Annotated in this window: 14 protein-coding genes and 2 pseudogenes; 7 read left to right on the top strand and 9 right to left on the bottom strand. The window is 60.0% G+C overall.

Annotated elements, in window-relative coordinates:
* The 5 genes and pseudogenes from AB4O25_RS00815 to AB4O25_RS00795 all read right to left on the bottom strand — a co-directional run bounded on the left by AB4O25_RS00815 (position 1) and on the right by AB4O25_RS00795 (position 5877).
* Positions 1–630 (bottom strand): response regulator transcription factor, encoded by a 630-nt coding sequence (locus AB4O25_RS00815; RefSeq protein WP_017530514.1) that lies wholly within the window; start codon positions 628–630, stop codon positions 1–3.
* Between the two features lie 280 nt (positions 631–910).
* A complete protein-coding gene (locus AB4O25_RS00810) occupies positions 911–1627 on the bottom strand; it encodes an MgtC/SapB family protein (RefSeq protein WP_017530513.1) in 717 nt (238 codons plus the stop codon).
* Between the two features lie 64 nt (positions 1628–1691).
* The gene (mgtA, locus tag AB4O25_RS00805; protein WP_460150273.1) at positions 1692–4397 is read right to left on the bottom strand and encodes a magnesium-translocating P-type ATPase; all 2706 of its coding nucleotides are present in this window, start codon (positions 4395–4397) and stop codon (positions 1692–1694) included.
* A gap of 538 nt (positions 4398–4935) precedes the next feature.
* Positions 4936–5518, bottom strand: a pseudogene (locus tag AB4O25_RS00800) (GNAT family N-acetyltransferase).
* A gap of 14 nt (positions 5519–5532) precedes the next feature.
* A complete protein-coding gene (locus AB4O25_RS00795; protein WP_017530509.1) occupies positions 5533–5877 on the bottom strand; it encodes an FKBP-type peptidyl-prolyl cis-trans isomerase in 345 nt (114 codons plus the stop codon).
* A gap of 195 nt (positions 5878–6072) precedes the next feature.
* On the opposite strand from AB4O25_RS00795, the gene AB4O25_RS00790 reads away from it, so the two are divergent.
* Positions 6073–7569 carry a PAS domain S-box protein gene (locus AB4O25_RS00790; protein ID WP_223496319.1) on the top strand — a complete coding sequence of 499 codons (1497 nt, stop codon included), beginning with the start codon at positions 6073–6075 and terminating at the stop codon, positions 7567–7569.
* 101 nt (positions 7570–7670) lie between these two features.
* Positions 7671–7943, top strand: coding sequence for a DUF1652 domain-containing protein (locus AB4O25_RS00785; protein WP_017530507.1), 273 nt, complete (start codon positions 7671–7673; stop codon positions 7941–7943).
* On the opposite strand, the gene AB4O25_RS00780 is transcribed toward AB4O25_RS00785, so the two are convergent.
* The 3 genes from AB4O25_RS00780 to AB4O25_RS00770 all read right to left on the bottom strand — a co-directional run bounded on the left by AB4O25_RS00780 (position 7906) and on the right by AB4O25_RS00770 (position 10554).
* Positions 7906–9099, bottom strand: coding sequence for an MFS transporter (locus AB4O25_RS00780; protein ID WP_065878656.1), 1194 nt, complete (start codon positions 9097–9099; stop codon positions 7906–7908). The two genes, AB4O25_RS00785 and AB4O25_RS00780, sit on opposite strands and share 38 nt — an antisense overlap.
* 75 nt (positions 9100–9174) lie before the next feature.
* Positions 9175–9483: an RcnB family protein gene (locus AB4O25_RS00775; protein WP_017530505.1), complete on the bottom strand. Its 309-nt coding sequence runs from the start codon at positions 9481–9483 to the stop codon at positions 9175–9177.
* 60 nt (positions 9484–9543) lie between these two features.
* Positions 9544–10554 carry a terpene synthase family protein gene (locus AB4O25_RS00770; RefSeq protein WP_065878661.1) on the bottom strand — a complete coding sequence of 337 codons (1011 nt, stop codon included), beginning with the start codon at positions 10552–10554 and terminating at the stop codon, positions 9544–9546.
* 216 nt (positions 10555–10770) lie between these two features.
* On the opposite strand from AB4O25_RS00770, the gene AB4O25_RS00765 reads away from it, so the two are divergent.
* From AB4O25_RS00765 to AB4O25_RS00750, 4 genes are all read left to right on the top strand, one after another.
* Positions 10771–11790: a hypothetical protein gene (locus AB4O25_RS00765; protein WP_460150271.1), complete on the top strand. Its 1020-nt coding sequence runs from the start codon at positions 10771–10773 to the stop codon at positions 11788–11790.
* Positions 11694–12926, top strand: coding sequence for a WG repeat-containing protein (locus AB4O25_RS00760; RefSeq protein ID WP_460150269.1), 1233 nt, complete (start codon positions 11694–11696; stop codon positions 12924–12926). The genes AB4O25_RS00765 and AB4O25_RS00760 overlap by 97 nt, the downstream gene beginning before the upstream one ends.
* A gap of 117 nt (positions 12927–13043) precedes the next feature.
* The gene (locus AB4O25_RS00755) at positions 13044–13601 is read left to right on the top strand and encodes a helix-turn-helix domain-containing protein (protein WP_017530503.1); all 558 of its coding nucleotides are present in this window, start codon (positions 13044–13046) and stop codon (positions 13599–13601) included.
* A gap of 11 nt (positions 13602–13612) precedes the next feature.
* On the top strand, positions 13613–14959 hold the full coding sequence (locus AB4O25_RS00750) for a glutamine synthetase family protein (RefSeq protein ID WP_116079642.1): 1347 nt from the start codon (positions 13613–13615) through the stop codon (positions 14957–14959).
* 86 nt (positions 14960–15045) lie between these two features.
* Here the strand turns inward: AB4O25_RS00750 and AB4O25_RS00745 are convergent, their stop codons facing one another.
* Positions 15046–15936: a LysR family transcriptional regulator gene (locus AB4O25_RS00745; RefSeq protein ID WP_017530501.1), complete on the bottom strand. Its 891-nt coding sequence runs from the start codon at positions 15934–15936 to the stop codon at positions 15046–15048.
* Positions 15937–16064: 128 nt separating this feature from the next.
* Between AB4O25_RS00745 and AB4O25_RS00740 the strand changes: the two are divergent.
* A pseudogene (locus AB4O25_RS00740) lies at positions 16065–17710 on the top strand (GMC family oxidoreductase).
* The last annotated feature ends 64 nt before the right edge of the window (positions 17711–17774 follow it).

The following is a 17774-nucleotide window of genomic DNA, read 5'->3' as shown; positions in this document are numbered from 1 at the left end:
TCAGATCAAATGATTACGCTGGGCAAACTTGGACAGGTGTACCACCGACGACATGCGTAACTTCTCCTTAAGCCGCGTCTTGTAGGTACTGATGGTCTTGTGGCTCAACAGCATGTCCTCGGCGATATCCTTGTTACCCAGGCCCAAAGCCAGTTTTTGCAGCACAGTCAATTCGCGGTCGGACAACGCGTCCACCAACTCCTGCTCGGTAGATTGCAGATCATCGCGGCGCACCGAACTGGTAGGCAGGCTGGGGAAGCAACTGTAGCCGGAGCGGATCGCCCGGATTGCCTTTTGCAACTCATCGAGCTCTCCAGTCTTGGCGACAAACCCCATCGCTCCGGCGCGCATGCAGCGGGTGGAAAAAAACACCGCCAAGTACGAGGTCAGCACCAGGATCTTACAGGGCAGTTCCAGCGCCTTGATCCGACTGATCACCTCCAACCCGCCAAGCTTGGGCATTGCCAGGTCGAGGATGACCAGATCCGGCCGCTCTTCGCGTGCAACCTGCATGGCGTCGGCACCGTTACCCGCCTCGAAAATCGTATCGAAGCCTTCCTGCTTCAACAGATGCTTCACGGTGGCGCGTATAAAAGGATGATCGTCCACAATTAAAGCTTTATTGCTCATAAGACTCCCCTAGGAAGATCAGTACGCTTACATATCACGCGAGGCCCAACTACCTGTGAAAAGTAACAGTTCCGATAAACGGCACTGATTACGCTGCGCAACGCCTCAGGCAGTAAAAGCCCCTCATCTTGAAATCACAGTCACCACGTAACGCCGCACCTTGACTGCTGAGCAGGCGCAAGCGCGCAAACCTTAACAACGGCATGCCGTTTTGGATGAAGGGATAGTCTCGCGTAGTAGTAGGACTTTTCCTCGGCACAGTCAGCCTGCGCCCAGGCAGCTATTCGGTGGTACTGGGGCTCCAGAAGGCCTGTACCACCAAGGTTGATCTGGAGATCCGCGCCACCAGCGCATCCAGCTCGTCACCATCTACTGAGGTCACCGCCAATGTGGCTTCGATCTCCACTTCCTCGGTACCGAAGGGCCGCACATCGACATCGCTGGCCGGGTAGTTACAACGCGCCAACTCGGCTTCCAGCAATGCCAACACTGCGGTTTGCTGGGTCCGTCGCGCAATCACATAGAGGATGTTGGTGACCTCCGCCGACACCACATCCAGCGGTTGGCGGTTGATGTTATTGACGATGGGCCGCAGCAGGGTGTTGGCCGCCAGCACAAACAGCGTGCCCAGCAGCGCTTCAAGCACCAGATCGGCACCGGCGCATGCCCCTACCGCCGCCGACGCCCAGAGCGTGGCGGCGGTGTTGAGCCCGCGCACATTGCCTTCTTCACGCATGATCACGCCGGCCCCCAGAAAACCGATGCCCGACACCACGTAGGCGACCACGCGCACCGCGCCTTCCGCGCCACCGAGGCGGCTGGCCATGTCGACAAAAATCGCCGCGCCCACCGCCACCAGCACATTGGTGCGCAAGCCCGCCGTGCGCTGGCGGTACTGGCGTTCGAACCCGATCAGCCCGCCAAGGATAAACGCGGCGGTCAGGCTGACCAGGGTGTCGATGAGGGAGTCAAGGTTGATGTTGTTGATTGCTTGCATAAGCACTTTCCCTGTATGCCGCCGCCGACCCCTGCGGGGGCCGGGGGCATTTGAGCTGAGGTTGTTACTGCCAGCCGAATGTGCGGATGTAGTAGCCCTTCACGGCCTGGGTAAGCGCCATGTACGCCAGCAAAATCACCGGCAGGAACACGAAGTACAGCGACGGCAACGCCTGCAGTTTGAAGTAATGCGCCAGCGGCCCCATCGGCAGGAAAATCCCTACGACCATGATCACGCCGGTCATCACCATCAACGGCATCGCCGCACGGCTTTGCAGGAACGGGATTTTCGGGGTACGGATCATGTGCACGATCAGCGTCTGGGTCAGCAGCCCCACCACGAACCAGCCCGACTGGAACAGCGTCTGATGGTCTGGTGTGTTGGCATCGAACACGTACCACATGAGTGCGAACGTGGTGATGTCAAAGATCGAACTGATCGGCCCGAAAAACAGCATGAAACGGCCCACATCCCCAGGCTGCCAGCGTTGCGGCTTGGCCAGCATTTCGTCGTCGACGTTATCGAACGGAATCGCGATCTGGGAAATGTCATACAACAGGTTTTGCACCAGCAGGTGCATCGGCAGCATCGGCAAAAACGGGATAAACGCACTGGCCACCAACACCGAGAACACGTTGCCGAAGTTGGAACTGGCGGTCATCTTGATGTACTTGAGCATATTGGCGAAGGTGCGCCGGCCTTCCAGCACGCCCTCTTCCAGGATCATCAGGCTCTTTTCCAGCAGGATGATGTCGGCCGCCTCCTTGGCGATGTCCACCGCGCTGTCCACCGAAATACCGATATCGGCTGTGCGCAATGCCGGCGCATCGTTGATCCCGTCGCCCATAAAGCCCACCACATGCCCGTTGGCCTTGAGCAGGCGCACGATGCGTTCCTTGTGGCTGGGCGTCAATTTGGCGAACACATTGGTGACTTCAACGGCTTCTGCCAGTTCGGCGTCGGTCATGTCTTCGATGTCGTTGCCCATCAGCAGGCCCTGTTGCTCCAGGCCCACTTCGCGGCAGATCTTGGCGGTGACCAGCTCGTTGTCGCCGGTCAAGACCTTGACCGACACACCGTGGGCCTTGAGCGCCTTGAGTGCCGGCGCAGTGCTCTCCTTGGGTGGGTCGAGAAACGCCACGTAGCCAATCAATGTCAGGTTGTTTTCATCTGCCAGGCTGTAGGTGTCACGCCCCGGTGCCATCGGTTGCGCGGCCACGGCCACCACGCGCAGGCCTTCTTCGTTGAACGCCGCAGTCACTTGGCGAATGCGCGCCAGCAGTTCATCGGTGAGCGCCTCGCTGGTGTCGCCATGGCGCACGGTGTTGCACACCGACAGGATCTCTTCCACTGCGCCTTTGCAGATCAACAGGTGCGGCAAGCCTTGCTCGGCCACCACCACCGACATGCGCCGACGGTTGAAATCAAACGGGATCTCATCGACCTTGTGGAACGCCGTGCCCACCTTCAGCTCGCGATGCACCTCCACATGCTCCAGCACCGCCACGTCCAGCAGGTTCTTCAGGCCGGTCTGGTAGTAGCTGTTGAGGTAGGCCATTTCCAATACGTCGTCGGACTCTTCGCCCCACACATCCACATGGCGCGCCAGGAAAATTTTGTCCTGGGTCAGGGTGCCGGTCTTGTCGGTGCAAAGTACATCCATCGCACCGAAGTTCTGGATCGCGTCCAGGCGCTTGACGATGACCTTCTTGCGCGACAGAAACACCGCGCCCTTGGCCAGCGTCGACGTGACAATCATCGGCAGCATTTCCGGAGTCAGGCCCACCGCAATCGACAGCGCGAACAGCAGCGCTTCGGTCCAGTCACCCTTGGTGAACCCATTGATGAACAACACCAGCGGCGCCATCACGAACATAAAGCGGATCAGCAACCAACTGACCTTGTTCACGCCATGCTGGAACGACGTGGTCGCACGGTCGGTGGCCGTCACGCGTTGGGCCAGCGCGCCGAAATAAGTGCTGTTGCCGGTGGTGAGGATCACCGCCGTGGCCGCGCCGGACACCACGTTGGTGCCCATGAACAGAATGTTCTCCAGGTCCAGCGGATTACGCGTGTGGGCGTCCTGTTGCTGGGCGAACTTCTCCACCGGCATGGATTCGCCGGTCATCGCCGCCTGGCTCACAAACAGATCCTTGGCACTGAGCACGCGGCAGTCGGCGGGGATCATGTCGCCGGCCGACAGCACGATGAGGTCGCCTGGCACCAATTGTTTGATCGGCAATTCTAGGCGCTTGGCTTCATCGCGGCGCAGCACCGTGGCCGTGTTGCTGACCATGGCTTTGAGCGCATCGGCGGCCTTGTTCGACTTGGCCTCCTGCCAGAAACGCAACAGCGTCGACAGCACCACCATGGAGAAAATCACCGTAGCGGCCTTCATATCTTCGGTCAGCCAGGAAATCACCGCCAGCAACGTCAGCAGCAGGTTGAACGGGTTTTTGTAGCAGTGCCACAGGTGCACCCACCATGGCAGCGGCTGCTCGTGCTCGACCTCATTGAGGCCATGTTGCGCGCGCAGGGTCTCGGCTTCCTGAGTGTTCAGGCCCTCGATATGGCTGCCCAAGGTACCGAGCAATTGCACGCTGCTGCTGTTGGCCGCGACCACCAGGGTTTGCGCCAGGGTCGGCGGAACTTCGCGGCTGACGCTGGCATCGGTGACGGTCTCGAGCATGGCCAGGCGACGGAAATGCCGGGCGATGTGCCGGGTCCGCAGGAAACCGGCAAAGAACTCTTTCAACAGGGTGAGGTTCATGGTGTAACTCCTGCGCGAGGAAAAAACCGTCGTGCAGGTACCGCCCCTCCGCACCGCGCCTGTTACACAGGCACAGCCGGCTTGGCCCGCCCACCCTAAAAGGCAGGCGCGTCCGTCGCATCCCGAGGTTACCCAGGTGCTGGTCAGCGTCGATGAGAGGGAATCAAACAGCTGCCAGGACAGGCCGCTGCCGAGATGCCGCTTCTCGCTTTTTTGGCGAGACAACGGCATCGGATGAATGCGCGTTACCTTGCCAAGCCTGTGCCGGTTACCGAAACCGGCCGACTACTGTCACTCGAACAAGTACCCACTGAGGGTCTCCGCTATTGATGAAAACGCGCGAAGCTTACGCCCCGACCTCAGGAGAGTAAACCGTAGGAAAGTGTCCGAATGGTGAATAAGAAGATTCTTCAGGATGGGTTCAGGAACCGGCTTCTGGACACGCAGAAGATCAAACGTGCGGGCTTGTCCCGCTCACCACAACAGCCATTCGCCACAGATTCTTCGCTCACCGGCAATGGTGCACAGACCTATGCCCCTAGGGTGTGCCTGGTCGATCCCGTTCAACCAACGCCAGGTAGTCCTCAACCTTCCCACCCGCCAACGCCTTGACCTGAATCGACACCCTGTTCACCTGCCGCCCCATCCTAACCCCGTCACGCATGCGCACTGGCACATACCCAAGCCTGGGCCAGAAGCGCTCGGCCCTGGTGTTACCCACCACCACCGTCAACCGCAGCCATTGGGCGCCGCTTTTTGCCGCCCAACGCTCAAGGTCCGCATGCAGCCGCTGCGCAAGGCCAGTGCCGTGCCGGCGCGACTCCACCAGCAACAACCCGATATGCCATACCCCCTGCGCGAGCAGATCCGCCGCGATATTCACCACGGCGACCAAACGATTGTCAGCGTCGCGATAGCCCAGCCAGTACATCCGGCTGCAATGCCAGCCCGCCGGTAACTGCCCCTGCAATTCGTCATGCGCTTCGGTCGGCGTGGCAGGTTCGCCGTTGACCGCGATGAAGTATGCCGGCGCCTGCTCGAAAAAAATGCTGTAGCTCGGCTGCGTCGCCGGCAGTCAGCTCATCCACCCGAAGCCCCTCAACAGAGCACGTGATATCCATATCTGGCGTCTCTCTCAATCATCCCGCGTCAGCACTTCCAGCAACTCGATTTCAAAATGCAGATTGCTGTTGGGCGTGATATGCGCGCCCATCGACCGCTCGCCATAGGCCAAATGCGCTGGCACGAACAACGTGCGCACCCCGCCGACCTGCATGCCCATCAAGCCCTGGTCCCAGCCTTTAATGACGCGCCCGGTGCCGATCACACATTGGAACGGCTTGCCACGCGCCCAGGACGAGTCGAACACCGTGCCGTCTTCCAGCCTCCCGGTGTATTGGGTGGTGATCAGCGCGCCTTTGACCACGGCTTTGCCGGTGCCCAGGCGGGTGTCAATGATCTGCAGTTCGTCGTGGCTCATGGGGTTCTCGTTGAAGGCGTAAAGGCTGGGGTTTTCCCAGAATCGGTGGGGTTTGGCAAGTACAGCGCACAAGAACGTCCGGCGCAGAGGCAACGGCCTGCCGGGTGCTTGCATAGCGCGATCAGGGGCAGTTTCTCTGCACTATCCTGAAGCACGGATGTCGTATTCCCATGCGCCCAACCCCAAGGAGAACCCATGACTCAGGATGTGCTCGCCAAAGAAACCAACCGCCGCCAACTGCAGCAGATCATTTCCGGGTTGTCCGACGGGGTGATTCTGGCGGAGGTTGACCAGACCATCCTCTGGGCCAACGAAGCCGCGTTGAACATGCATGGGGTGGGTGACGTGATGGGCCTGGGCGCCAGCGGGCAGCAATATGTCGAGCGTTTCGCCCTGCGCTATCGCAACAACCATCCCGTGCAACCGGACAATTACCCGCTGGCCCGCGCAGCGGCGGGTGACGAGTTCAGCGACGTGGTGGTGGAAGTCACCCCCACCGCCGACCCGGACAAAACCTGGGTGCATCGTCTGCGCAGCCTGGTGATCAATGATTCTCGCGGCGAGCCGGAGTTGCTGGTGCTGATCCTCAGCGACGCCACCGAATGGGCCAGCGCCGAGCAGCGTTTCGAGAAAACCTTCAACGCCAACCCGGCGCCCGCGGTGATCTGCCGCTTGAGCGACCTGCGTTATATCAAGGTGAATCAGGGCTTTCTGGAAATGACCGGCTACAACCGCGACCAGGTCATCGGCAAATCGGTCTATGAGCTGGACGTATTGGAACAGGCCGAGCGCAAGGACCTGGCCATCCAGCGCCTGGGCGAAGGCTCGACCATCCCGCAGATGCAGGCGGAACTCAGACTGCCCGAAGGCGGCAGCAAACTGGTGATCGTGGCCGGCCAGCCGTTGGACATGAACGAAGAAGACTGCATGCTGTTTTCATTCATGGACCTGGAGCCGCGCCGCAAGGCAGAGATTGCCCTGCGCCAGAGCGAGGAGCGCTTCGCCAAGTCGTTCCGCCTCACGCCGGTTCCCACCCTGGTGTGCAACGCCGCCAACCGCCAGGTGGTGGACGTCAACGAAGCGTTCATGAGCATCACCGGCTATATCAGCGAAGAACTGATCGGCAAATCCATCGAAGACATCGACTTTATCGACAACGCCGCAGTGGGTTCGCAGCTGTTCGCCACCCTGGAAAAAGCCGGCAACCTCGACGGCCAGGACCTCAAGGTGCGTAAGAAGGGCCATGAGGTGATCGACTGCGTGGTGTCGGCCGACACGGTGATCATCCAGGACGTACCGTGCTACCTGTTGGTGCTGATGAATATTACCGAGCGCAAACGCTCGGAACTGGAGCTGGTGGCGGCGATCGAGGAAGTGATGCAGGACGCCTCCTGGTTCAGCCAGACCCTGATCGAAAAACTGGCCAACGCCAAGAGCGTCAACAGCCCCAATGCGCCCAACGTCAGCTACACCGACCTCACTGCCCGTGAGCGTGACGTGCTGGGCCTGATCTGCGAGGGGCTGGCCGACAAGGAGATCGCCTCGCGCCTGAAACTGGCGCCCAACACCGTGCGTAACCATGTGGCCACGGTGTACTCGAAGCTGGGGGTGCACAGCCGTAGTGCAGCCATCGTATGGGCCCGGGAACGCGGGCTGTTTGCGGGGGAATTACGGTTAAAAAACCAGCGTTGACAGTGCAAATGCACTAGTAGGGCTAGTGCGAATTCGCCTTATGGTGCTTGCGGGCAATCAATAACCTTTAAAGCATGAACCTATGCTTTGAAGGAACCCGAATGTTTACCCTCGCCCAACTGCGAAATTGCATCGAAGAAGGTTTGTCGCCCCTGACCTGCGAATTTACGCTGTGCCGGGATGCGTCCTTGACCCTCAAGGTCTACGACGCCGAAACCGGCCGGGTGGACCTGGTGGTCACCGGGATCAGCACCAACCGGCTGCAGACGCCGCAGGAAGTGGAAAAGATGGTTGAAGAGTTGCGCTACGAACTGCACAGCAACAACGTAGGCAAACTCACGCTGGAGGATTGGCCTTCAACGACGCCCCGATGAAATAGAACACCCCACCGCCGATGATAAAGGCACCCAGCATGTAGAACATGGAGTGCGCCGGCAGGCTGGCCAATACCAGCCCACACAACACCGGCCCCAATGCCGCGCCAAGGTTGGACAGATTCTGCGCCCCGTAGTACATGCCCCGCAGGTGGTCCGGGGCGATTCGGTCGATAAACATGTACTCGGCCGGGAACACGATAATCTCCCCTACCGTGAACACCGCCATCGCCAGCACCCACCACAGCACGCTGGTGGACAACGCAAAACCAATCAACCCCAGCATGAACATGCTCAAGCCGACAATCAGCCACTGGCTCAGATAACGATGGGAGATACGCTTGCCGATCAGGTATTGCAGGGCGATCACCAGCACGGCGTTGGTGGTGAGCACGGCACTGATCACGGTGTAGGTGTATTCGGCGGTGGTGGTGGTCACCAGGTATTGCGACAGGTATGCCGTGAACTGTCCGAACACCACCGCACTGAGCAGGCCGCCGAGGGTGAAGCACACCAGACGGTGGTCCTTGAGCAGCACACCGCCCACCGCCAGGAATGACACCGGTTTTTGTGCGACATCCACACGGGTCAGCGTGCGGTCGCCCCAATGCCAGTACAGCAGGAAGAACCCCGCCCCCAACAGCGCCGACAGCATAAATGGCAAGCTGATATCCAGCTTGGCCACCATCGCCCCGAAAAACGGCCCTACCGCATAACCGATATTGGTCAGGGTGTATTTGATGGAAAACACTTCGCTGCGTGCGTCTTCAGGCAACAGGCTGGCAAACCCGGCCTTTACCGCGATGTCGATGACCGCGTAGGCCAGGTTGATCAGAATCAGGCAGCTATAAAACGCCCAGATGGTCTGCGCCAGCAGCGTGCCGATAAACCCCAGCACAAACAGCAGGCTCATGCCGAGCAGCAAACGATAGTTGTTGATGCGGTCAACAAGAAAACCACCATAGACACTCAACAACGAACCGACGATCAGCGAACTGCCGATCACCAGGCCGACCTGGCTGATATCCAAGGCAAAGTGACGGGTGAGGTAGATCACCAGGTACGGAAACGTGATCGCTTTGGCCAGCGTCAGCAGCAACGTGGCACACAGCAACAGGTTTACGGTGCGAGGGTAATTTCTAAGGGTGGCAAGCATCCTGCTCTCATTCTTCCAGAGGTAACGCGACCATAGAGGCCGGTTACCTTAACGCAAGAACAGCGAAAAAGGAGGTCACTTTTTAACAGGCGTGATCTCCAGAATGGTGCCGTTGGTGGTTTTGAGCAGCACGTATTTATCGCCCACGCGGGCCCACTGGCTTTCTTCTTCCGGCTGTTTGAGGCCGCGTTTTTTCCAGTCGCTGATGGCCGACTCCTTGCGCATCAGAATATCCGGAGCACGGTCGCCCTCTTTTAAATCACGGGCGTTGATGTTGGAAGGCTGCACGGTTTCCTGGGGAGTATCACCGGCCTGCACCACAAAGCTGGCGGTGGACAGGCTGGCAGCGACTAAAACGCAGGCAAGCAGGGATTTGGACGTCATGCGGTACTCCTTCAATGAATGGCGCGTACCCAGGTTCCGACCGCAGGCGCGCGCAATCATTCACCGAATGAAATCGGCCTGGTATCGCGCGCTATGTTTGTGCCACTCCAGATTCCCTGCCACCCATGCCTTAAGCCCCATGAGGTAGCGTTGCAGCAGCGGGGTTGCGTCCGTCAATAGCGCACGCTCAACTGCTTCGTATTGATGCATCACGTCGTCATGGATATCGGCAATCCTGTTGATCGCTTCCTGAAGGGAGCAGTGGTGTTGTGCCGCCAGCAGATACGGCAGTTTGAACGTGCCAACCTCGTTCAGGTGCTCCTTGTAGGCCGAGTACAAATCGTTGACCAAGGTAGTAGCAAGGGACGCCAGGGCCGTGACACGGTGCACCTGCGGTTGCGAATACAGATTGGCCGGGACTTCATAACCGCCGACGGGGTCGATCAAGACCAGGCACGGCCAGAAGCTGTTGATATGCCGACTGGCAAGGTACTCGGCGACAGTCGGCCGGGTGCCATACACACGCCAGGCTCCCTCGGCGGCCATCGCTACAAACATTGCAATACTGATTTGGCGCACCCTGGCAACTTGGGACGGTGTGCAAAACTGGCTGACGCGCCGCATATACGCGCGCAGGCCAATCAGCACCGGATCGCAGTTGAGCTGAATGTCCAGTTGAGCATCAAAAGGCGCAGGCAGGTAAGCGGGGTCCATGGCGGCAATCGCAAACGATAAGCGCGGCGCGACTTGGCGGGGATCGCAGCCAAGTGAACGGTCGTCGCAATAATGGTCGTCGACGGCAAACAATGCCGCCAGGCATTGGCCCTGGAGCAGCAGCCGGTCGGGATCATCGGTATCCACATGGCACAACATGGCGTAGCGACCAAAATCCGAGGCGCGAATTTTGTCCCGTTTGCCGGGAAAAATACCGATATGTTCGATCCATTTCATAAGCCGCTCATTCACCTCCCGCCCCAATGCTTCGTCGATGCGGATGGGAGAGGGGCAATGAAGCGCCCGCACCGTAAAGGGCGGAATAACCGACGTTGGGTCAGCAGAACACTCGTTCATAGCAATATGCCTTTATCTTTGCGACTGGGCAGTACTGCTGACCCGACTGCGTGAAGGATGTGTATGAAAACTAGCGAATAACCTCTCGTTTCTCCATGGCGCGAATAGAACAATTGGCTCTATTAAGGTCAGCTCGAACAAACTGCGTGCGCCCGGCACGTCCGCCACCGTTCACCTGCTAACCTTGCGCCAGCCCTCTTCTCGAGTCTGACAATAATGAAAACCGCCCTGACCCGAACCAAACTCCTCGCCAGTTCCTTGGTGGTTATCGCCATACTCGGTGGCGCGACCTATTACCTGGTTGACCGTCACGTTGTCACAGGCTTGGTCAGCGGCCCCGACTACAGTGAAGAACAGCTCAATGAAGGGGCGGTGGACGACCTACATAGCCTGACACTGGAGCAAGCGAAAAAACGCCTGAACTACCTGGTGATGGATGCACGCGACAGCATCAACCAGATCGCAATGATCGAGAGCATGCGCCTGGAGATTTCGCCGGTAGCCGACACCGCCGCGTCGTCCGGCGAGAAAAAACAGCTGCGCTATGACGAGCCTTTCGTGCCCTTCCCCGCTGCCGAGCTGAAAACGGCGCTGGAAGCGCTCGCGCAGAAGATGCCTGTGTTCGAGCAGTTGTTCTTCGACAACCAGTCGGGGCTGAAACTGGATGTGGAGCCGATCCGCGAGGTGCTCAAGCGTGGCGCCCTGCCCGACCAGCGCGAGGAAGAACGTTATGCGGTACAAACCCTGTACTTTCGCGACGGGACGCAACAACACTTTGCCGCTGTTGGGGTCGACAACGCAGAGGAGCAGGACACGTCCAAAGTCGAACTCAAGGTCAATAAGCCGGTGGAGCGCGTCAGCGTCACTCTCACGTACCCGAGCTACCCCGGCGTCAAAAAAATCGTGCTGGACGCGAAACATCCGAAAGTCACCGGCGACGACGGTGAGGTCTACCAGTTGACTGCCCTGGCTGACGATCGCGCGTCCCTGCTGCTGGCCACCCCCAAGAACAAGAGCTACGTGATCGAGGGTCTCAGCGCCGACGGCAAGACGCTCTACAGCGGCGGTAACAGCAGCAACTCCTACCTACCGCCGAGCAAAAGGCCAACCTGCGCGCGTACTATGACGAACTGCTGCGCATGCAGGACAATTTCTCGCGCTATACCACCAGCGCCGCGCTGCAGGAACACCTGGAGCAATTCGTCAAAGGCCTGCCGGATAGCGCCGGCGCCCTGACCAACGTGCACGCCACCTACCAGTTCGAAGACACCCCGGCGAGCATCGTCATCTACCTGCTGGACCCCGCCCAACCGCAAACCCTGGCGCTGGAGATGCACAACAGCGTGCCGGCCCAGGCTCGCTATATCGCTTACGACAACGCCACGCAAAAAAGCGGCTTTATCGACAACCACGGGCAATGGGTGGTCAAGCCGCGCTTTGAGCGCATCGAGTACAGCCCGATGCCTGGTGTGTTCAACATGCAGGTGGGCCGCACACCGCAGAAAGATGGCTGGAGCCAGTTGCTGTTCAAATACTTTGCGTTCGTGCCCGGCGGGCATACGTTGAAGGAATTGCCGTTCGAGATTATCGAGAAACCTATCAACGCGGACCTGATGATCGTCGAACGCGAAACCAACGGCCCTTATGGCGTGTACGACGTGAAGAAACAGCAGGTGGTGGTGCCGATGAAATACGTCAATGTCGAGGTAGTCGGCGACCTGTTCATTGGCCGGCCCGGGCTGAAGACCTACGGGGGCGATTCGTCCTACGGCGTGTGGAACCTGGCCGGCAAGGAACTGCTGGCGCCGCGGTTCTCCAACATCGAAGTCATCGGTGACTTCCTCTACAGCACCTCCGATGACGGTCGCCAGAAAGACATCTACACCCTGCAACTGCAAAAGCTCAACCCACCCGGCAGCACGGCCATCGGGGCGTTTATCCAAGGCCAGCCGCAACTGCTGCAAGACCGCAAGAGCGGGAAGTACCGCTTCATCAACCCAGAAGGCAAAAGCGTGCCCATCAGCCTGCCCTATGACGAAGTCGAACCGTTCTCCAACGGCATGGCCGTGGTCAAAAAGGGTGAACACTACGGCGCGCTCGATCTCACCGGCAAGCTGCGCGTGCCCCTCAAATACACCCGACTCAACCCCTTCCAGAAAAACCTCGCCTCGGCGGAAATGGATGGTTTCAGGGGCCTGGTACTGATCGACAAAAACAACACCCTGGTGAAAAAGCTTGGCTCGTACACCACCTACAGCCTACCCACCAACAGCAACGACGCGACTTACAGCATCTGGGACGCGAAAAACGAAAACCGGGTGAATGTCTTCAATGCCGACGGGGAGCAGGTGGACAGCTACGAACGCGAGTAACCACCGCTGCGGTGAGGGAGCAAGCTCCCTCGCCACCCGGAGTCAACGACCTGGCTCGCCATTGCCAGCATGAAATTAATCCTGTATTTTTTCATGAAATTTTTAGACATAAATTTCATGACACCACAAGAAGAACTCGCTACCCTCGCGGCCTTGATCCACGATCTGCGCAAGCACAAGAAGCTGACCCTGGCCCAACTTGCCGAAAAAATCGAACGTTCGGTGGGCTTTGTGTCCCAGGTCGAACGTGGCCTGTCGCGCCCCACCGTGGCCGATCTCACCGCCATCAGCCACGCCCTTGATGTGCCCACCACGTATTTCTACAGCCAGCCCAAACCCAAGGCGGTCGACTGGATCACCCGCCCCAACGAGCGGCGCACGCTGTATTACGCCAACGGCATCACCGACATCCTGGTCTCCCCCAGCATGAACGGTGCCTTTTCCATGCTCGACAGCCTGCTGGCACCCGGCGCCAACAGCGGTGAACAGCCCATGAGCGACCGCGCCGAGCAAGCCGGTTTTGTGCTGGAGGGCGAGTTGACGCTGTGGGTGGAGGATGAGGCCGATGCGGTCACCCTCGGCCCTGGCGACAGTTTTCACCTGGCCAGTTTTGCGCATTGCCGCTATGCCAACCTGACCGACCTGCCCGCCCGCGTGCTGTGGGTCTACAACTAGGAGCAACACCCGTGAAAAGCCATTCCCCCGCGTTGCTCGCCGAAGTACGGACCTTTCGCCAGCAGCATCCCGACGTGCGTTATGTCGACCTGATCGCCCTGGATATACCCGGACACTTCTACGGCAAGCGTTACCCCATCGAGATGCTGGAAAAGGTCGCCGCCGGCAGCCCGTTGAAACTGCCGCAGAACGCAGTGCTGCTCGGGGCTCAGGGTGGCTTGTTCAACATCGGCGATTACTGCTTCAACGACGGTGACCCCGACGCCAACCGCCGCCTGGTGCCGGGAACGCTCAAGCCAGTGAGCTGGGAATCGCAACCCTTGGGGCAAATGTTGATCACCTCCGACGGCACCGAAGCGCCTATCGAATTCGAACCTCGGGAAGTGCTGGCCAAGGTGCTCGAGCGCCTGCGCCACAAAGGTATTCATCCGGTGGTCGCGTTTGAGCTGGAGTTCTACCTGTTCGACAAAAAACTCGACCACGGCCTGCCGCAGTTCGCCCGCGACCCACTGAGCGACGATGCCGATGACCAGCCCAACCTGCATATCGAACGGCTGTCGCGTTTCAGCGAGGTGCTCGATGACATGGCGCAGACAGCCAGGGACCAGGGCATCGACATCACGGTGATCACCGCCGAACTCGGCCCGGGCCAGTTCGAGATCAACTTCGGCCACCAGGACGACAGCCTGCGCGCCGCCGACTGGGCCGCACTGTTCTGCCGCAGCACCCGTGGCGTGGCGCTCAAGCAGGGTTACCGAGCCAGTTTCATGGCCAAGCCGTACCTGCAATTTCCGGGCAGTGGCATGCACGTGCATGTGAGTCTCTATGACGGTGCGGGCAATAACCTGCTGGCGGCCCACCAACAGCAACCGCTGCGCCATGCCGTGGCCGGATGCCTGGAATTGCTGCCGCACTGCATGCCGATCTTCGCGCCCAACCACAACGCCTTCCGCCGCCTGGGCGGCACCGTGAACGCCGCCACCCGCGCCTGCTGGGGGTTTGAAGACCGTGATGCGTGCGTTCGCATCCCCGAGTCCGACCCGCGTAACTTGCGTATCGAACATCGCCTGGCCAGTGCCGACGCGAACCCGTACCTGGTGCTGGCGGCGATCCTTGTTGGCCTGGAACATGGCCTTGAAGCCAGGCAGGAACCCATCGCGCCCCTGAACGAGGACCGCACCAGCGGCGCCGACTTCCCCGTGGAAATGCTCGACGCCGTGCGCGCCATGCAACATCAACCTGTGTTGCGCGATAAGCTTGGCGCCGAATTTGTCGACGTGTACTGCGAGAACAAACGCCAGGATCACCTGGCCTTTCAACAAGAAATCAATGCGCGCGAATACCGCTGGTTTCTCTGACGATGGCACTCCCATGACCGCCCACAGCGCCCCGGCTCTCAAGGAAGTCGTTAACGGCGTGCCACTTTCCCAGCCGGTTTTATCGGTCAGGCCTCGCCCAGCAACAGCTTTTGCTCGCGCGCGCACAACTCCACCACGTAATCCCACAACACGCGCAGGCGCACCGACTTGTGCAGCTCCCGGCGCGAACTGATCCAGTAGCTGCGCTGGATGCCCTCCTCGGGCAGCAATGCCACCAGGTCCGGGTCGCCGGCGGCCATGAAGCAGGGCAGCACCGCGATGCCCAACCCCGAGCGTGCCGCCTGTTGCTGGGCGATGACGCTGGTGCTGTGGAACACCACTTTGGGGTTCCGGCAGAAACTGCTGAGGAACTTCAATTCCTGGCTGAAGAGCAGGTCGTCCACATAATCAATCCACGAATGAGCCGCGAGATCTTCGCGCTTTTCAATCGGCGGATTGCGCTCCAGGTAGGCACGGCTGGCGTAAAGGGAGAGGCGGTAATCGGTAAGCTTGCGCGTGACCAGTTGATCGACGCTGGGGCGTTCGAGGTGGATGCTGATTTCCGCTTCGCGGTTGAGGATGCTCACAAAGCGCGGCACCGCCACCAGCTCCACTTCCAACCCCGGGTAGCGTTCGAACAGCCCACTCATGCGCCCGGCCAGAAACATCACACCCAGGCCTTCGGCCACGCCGAGGCGGATCTTGCCCAAGGGCGCGGCGCAATGGGTGAGTTCGTCTTCGGCCAACAGCGCGACGTTTTCCATGGCTTCGGCGTGTTTGAGCAGGGCTTCGCCGGAGGGGGTCAATTCGTAGCCTTGGGCGTGCTGCACGAACAACGCCGTGCCGAGGCTTTTTTCAATGGCCTCGATATGCCGCGCCACGGTGGCATGGGTGGTCTTCAAACGTTGCGCGGCGGTGAGCAGGCGGCCGCTGCGCTGCAACTCAAGAAAGAACCGCAGGTCATTCCAGTCGAACATGTCGCCTCCATTCCATCAGCCTGGGCAGCGCTGTTTAAAAACGCACAGCAGCTGGGTAAAAACTAACATTTTTAAGACGAAAACTAACAACTAGGATGGGGCCAATAAGAAAAACAAGCGAGACTCAGATGCCCATTGCAGCTGCTGAATATGATTACGTGGTAGTAGGCGCCGGCCCCGCAGGCTGCCTGCTGGCCAATCGACTGTCCGCCAACCCCGCCCACCGCGTGCTGCTGCTCGAAGCCGGTGGTCGCGACAATTACCCCTGGATCCATATCCCCGTCGGCTACCTGTTCTGCATCGGTAACCCGCGCACCGACTGGTGCTTCAAGACCGAAGCCCAGGAAGGCCTGCAAGGGCGTGCGCTGAGTTACCCACGGGGCAAAGTGCTGGGCGGCTGCTCGTCCATCAACGGCATGATTTATATGCGCGGCCAGGCCCGGGACTACGACGGCTGGGCGGCCGAAGGCAACTCCGGCTGGGCCTGGAAAGACGTGTTGCCGCTGTTCAAGCAAAGCGAAAACCACTTTGCCGGCAGCTCGGAGTTCCACAGCGACGGCGGTGAATGGCGGGTCGAGCAACAGCGATTATCGTGGCCGATCCTTGATGCCTTCCGTGAAGCGGCGGCGCAGAGCGGTATCGCGCCTATCAATGACTTCAACCAGGGCGACAACGAGGGCTGCGGCTACTTCCAGGTCAACCAGAAAGCCGGGGTGCGCTGGAACGCGGCAAGGCGTTTCTCAAGCCGATCCGCCAACGGCCCAACCTCACCGTGCTGACTGGCGTGGAAGTAGACCGCGTACTGCTGGAAAACGGCCGCGCCTCAGCCGTGGTCGGGCGCCAGCGAGGCCAGCAGGTGCAGTGGAAGGCGCGCAAGGAAATCGTACTCTGCGCCGGCGCCGTCGGTTCGCCAGGCATTCTGCAACGCTCGGGCATCGGCCCCGCCGGCGTGCTCAAGCCGCTGGGCATCGAGGTGCTGCACGACCTGCCCGGCGTCGGCGGTAACCTGCAGGACCACCTGCAACTGCGGCTGATCTACAAGCTGGAAAACGCCCGCACCCTGAACCAGATCGCCGGCTCCGTATGGGGCAAGATGGGCATGGGCCTGCGCTACCTGTATGACCGCAGCGGCCCGCTGTCGATGGCGCCCAGCCAGCTCGGTGCATTTGCCCGTTCCGGCCCGGAGCAGACCTCGGCCAACCTTGAATACCATGTGCAACCCCTGTCCCTGGAGCGTTTTGGCGAGCCGTTGCACGGGTTCCCGGCGTTCACCGCCTCGGTGTGTGACCTGCGCCCGCAGAGCCGTGGACGTATCGATATCCGTTCGGCCAACCCGGCGGATGCGCCGCTGATCCGGCCCAACTACCTCAGCCATCCCGAAGACCTGCGCGTGGCCGCCGATGCGATTCGCCTGACCCGACGCATCGTCGCCGCCCCGGCCCTGGGCCAGTTCAACCCGGTCGAATATCTACCGGGCGATTCACCGCAGACCGAAGCCCAACTGCACGAAGCCGCGGCGCGTATCGGCACGACAATCTTTCACCCGGTGGGCACCTGCCGCATGGGCAGCGACAAAGACGCGGTGGTCGATGCGCAATTGCGCGTGCATGGCATACCCGGCCTGCGCATCGCCGATGCCTCGATCATGCCGCGTATCACCTCCGGCAACACCTGTTCACCGACGCTGATGATCGCGGAGAAAGCCGCGCAACTGATCCTTTCGCCGCCTACAAGGAGCCTCGCCCCGGAGAAAGAACTGATTCATGCAATCTGAATAGCGGCGCCGTACCCGGCGCCGACAGTGGAACAACAATAAATAATCACTGTGAGGGCTACCC

This window comes from Pseudomonas sp. S3_A03 (assembly GCF_054668275.1).
Note: the sequence above shows the minus strand (reverse complement) of the source record. Positions and strands in the feature narration are given on the sequence as shown.

Bases quoted from the DNA above. Each gene is read 5' to 3' on its own strand.
- AB4O25_RS00795 (WP_017530509.1), bottom strand. From the start codon at position 5,877: ATGAGCCACGACGAACTGCAGATCATTGACACCCGCCTGGGCACCGGC.
- mgtA (WP_460150273.1), bottom strand. From the start codon at position 4,397: ATGAACCTCACCCTGTTGAAAGAGTTCTTTGCCGGTTTCCTGCGGACC.
- AB4O25_RS00765 (WP_460150271.1), top strand. From the start codon at position 10,771: ATGAAAACCGCCCTGACCCGAACCAAACTCCTCGCCAGTTCCTTGGTG.
- AB4O25_RS00775 (WP_017530505.1), bottom strand. From the start codon at position 9,483: ATGACGTCCAAATCCCTGCTTGCCTGCGTTTTAGTCGCTGCCAGCCTG.
- AB4O25_RS00810 (WP_017530513.1), bottom strand. From the start codon at position 1,627: ATGCAAGCAATCAACAACATCAACCTTGACTCCCTCATCGACACCCTG.
- AB4O25_RS00770 (WP_065878661.1), bottom strand. From the start codon at position 10,554: ATGAACGAGTGTTCTGCTGACCCAACGTCGGTTATTCCGCCCTTTACG.
- AB4O25_RS00780 (WP_065878656.1), bottom strand. From the start codon at position 9,099: ATGCTTGCCACCCTTAGAAATTACCCTCGCACCGTAAACCTGTTGCTG.
- AB4O25_RS00760 (WP_460150269.1), top strand. From the start codon at position 11,694: ATGCAGGACAATTTCTCGCGCTATACCACCAGCGCCGCGCTGCAGGAA.
- AB4O25_RS00815 (WP_017530514.1), bottom strand. From the start codon at position 630: ATGAGCAATAAAGCTTTAATTGTGGACGATCATCCTTTTATACGCGCC.
- AB4O25_RS00785 (WP_017530507.1), top strand. From the start codon at position 7,671: ATGTTTACCCTCGCCCAACTGCGAAATTGCATCGAAGAAGGTTTGTCG.
- AB4O25_RS00755 (WP_017530503.1), top strand. From the start codon at position 13,044: ATGACACCACAAGAAGAACTCGCTACCCTCGCGGCCTTGATCCACGAT.
- AB4O25_RS00790 (WP_223496319.1), top strand. From the start codon at position 6,073: ATGACTCAGGATGTGCTCGCCAAAGAAACCAACCGCCGCCAACTGCAG.
- AB4O25_RS00745 (WP_017530501.1), bottom strand. From the start codon at position 15,936: ATGTTCGACTGGAATGACCTGCGGTTCTTTCTTGAGTTGCAGCGCAGC.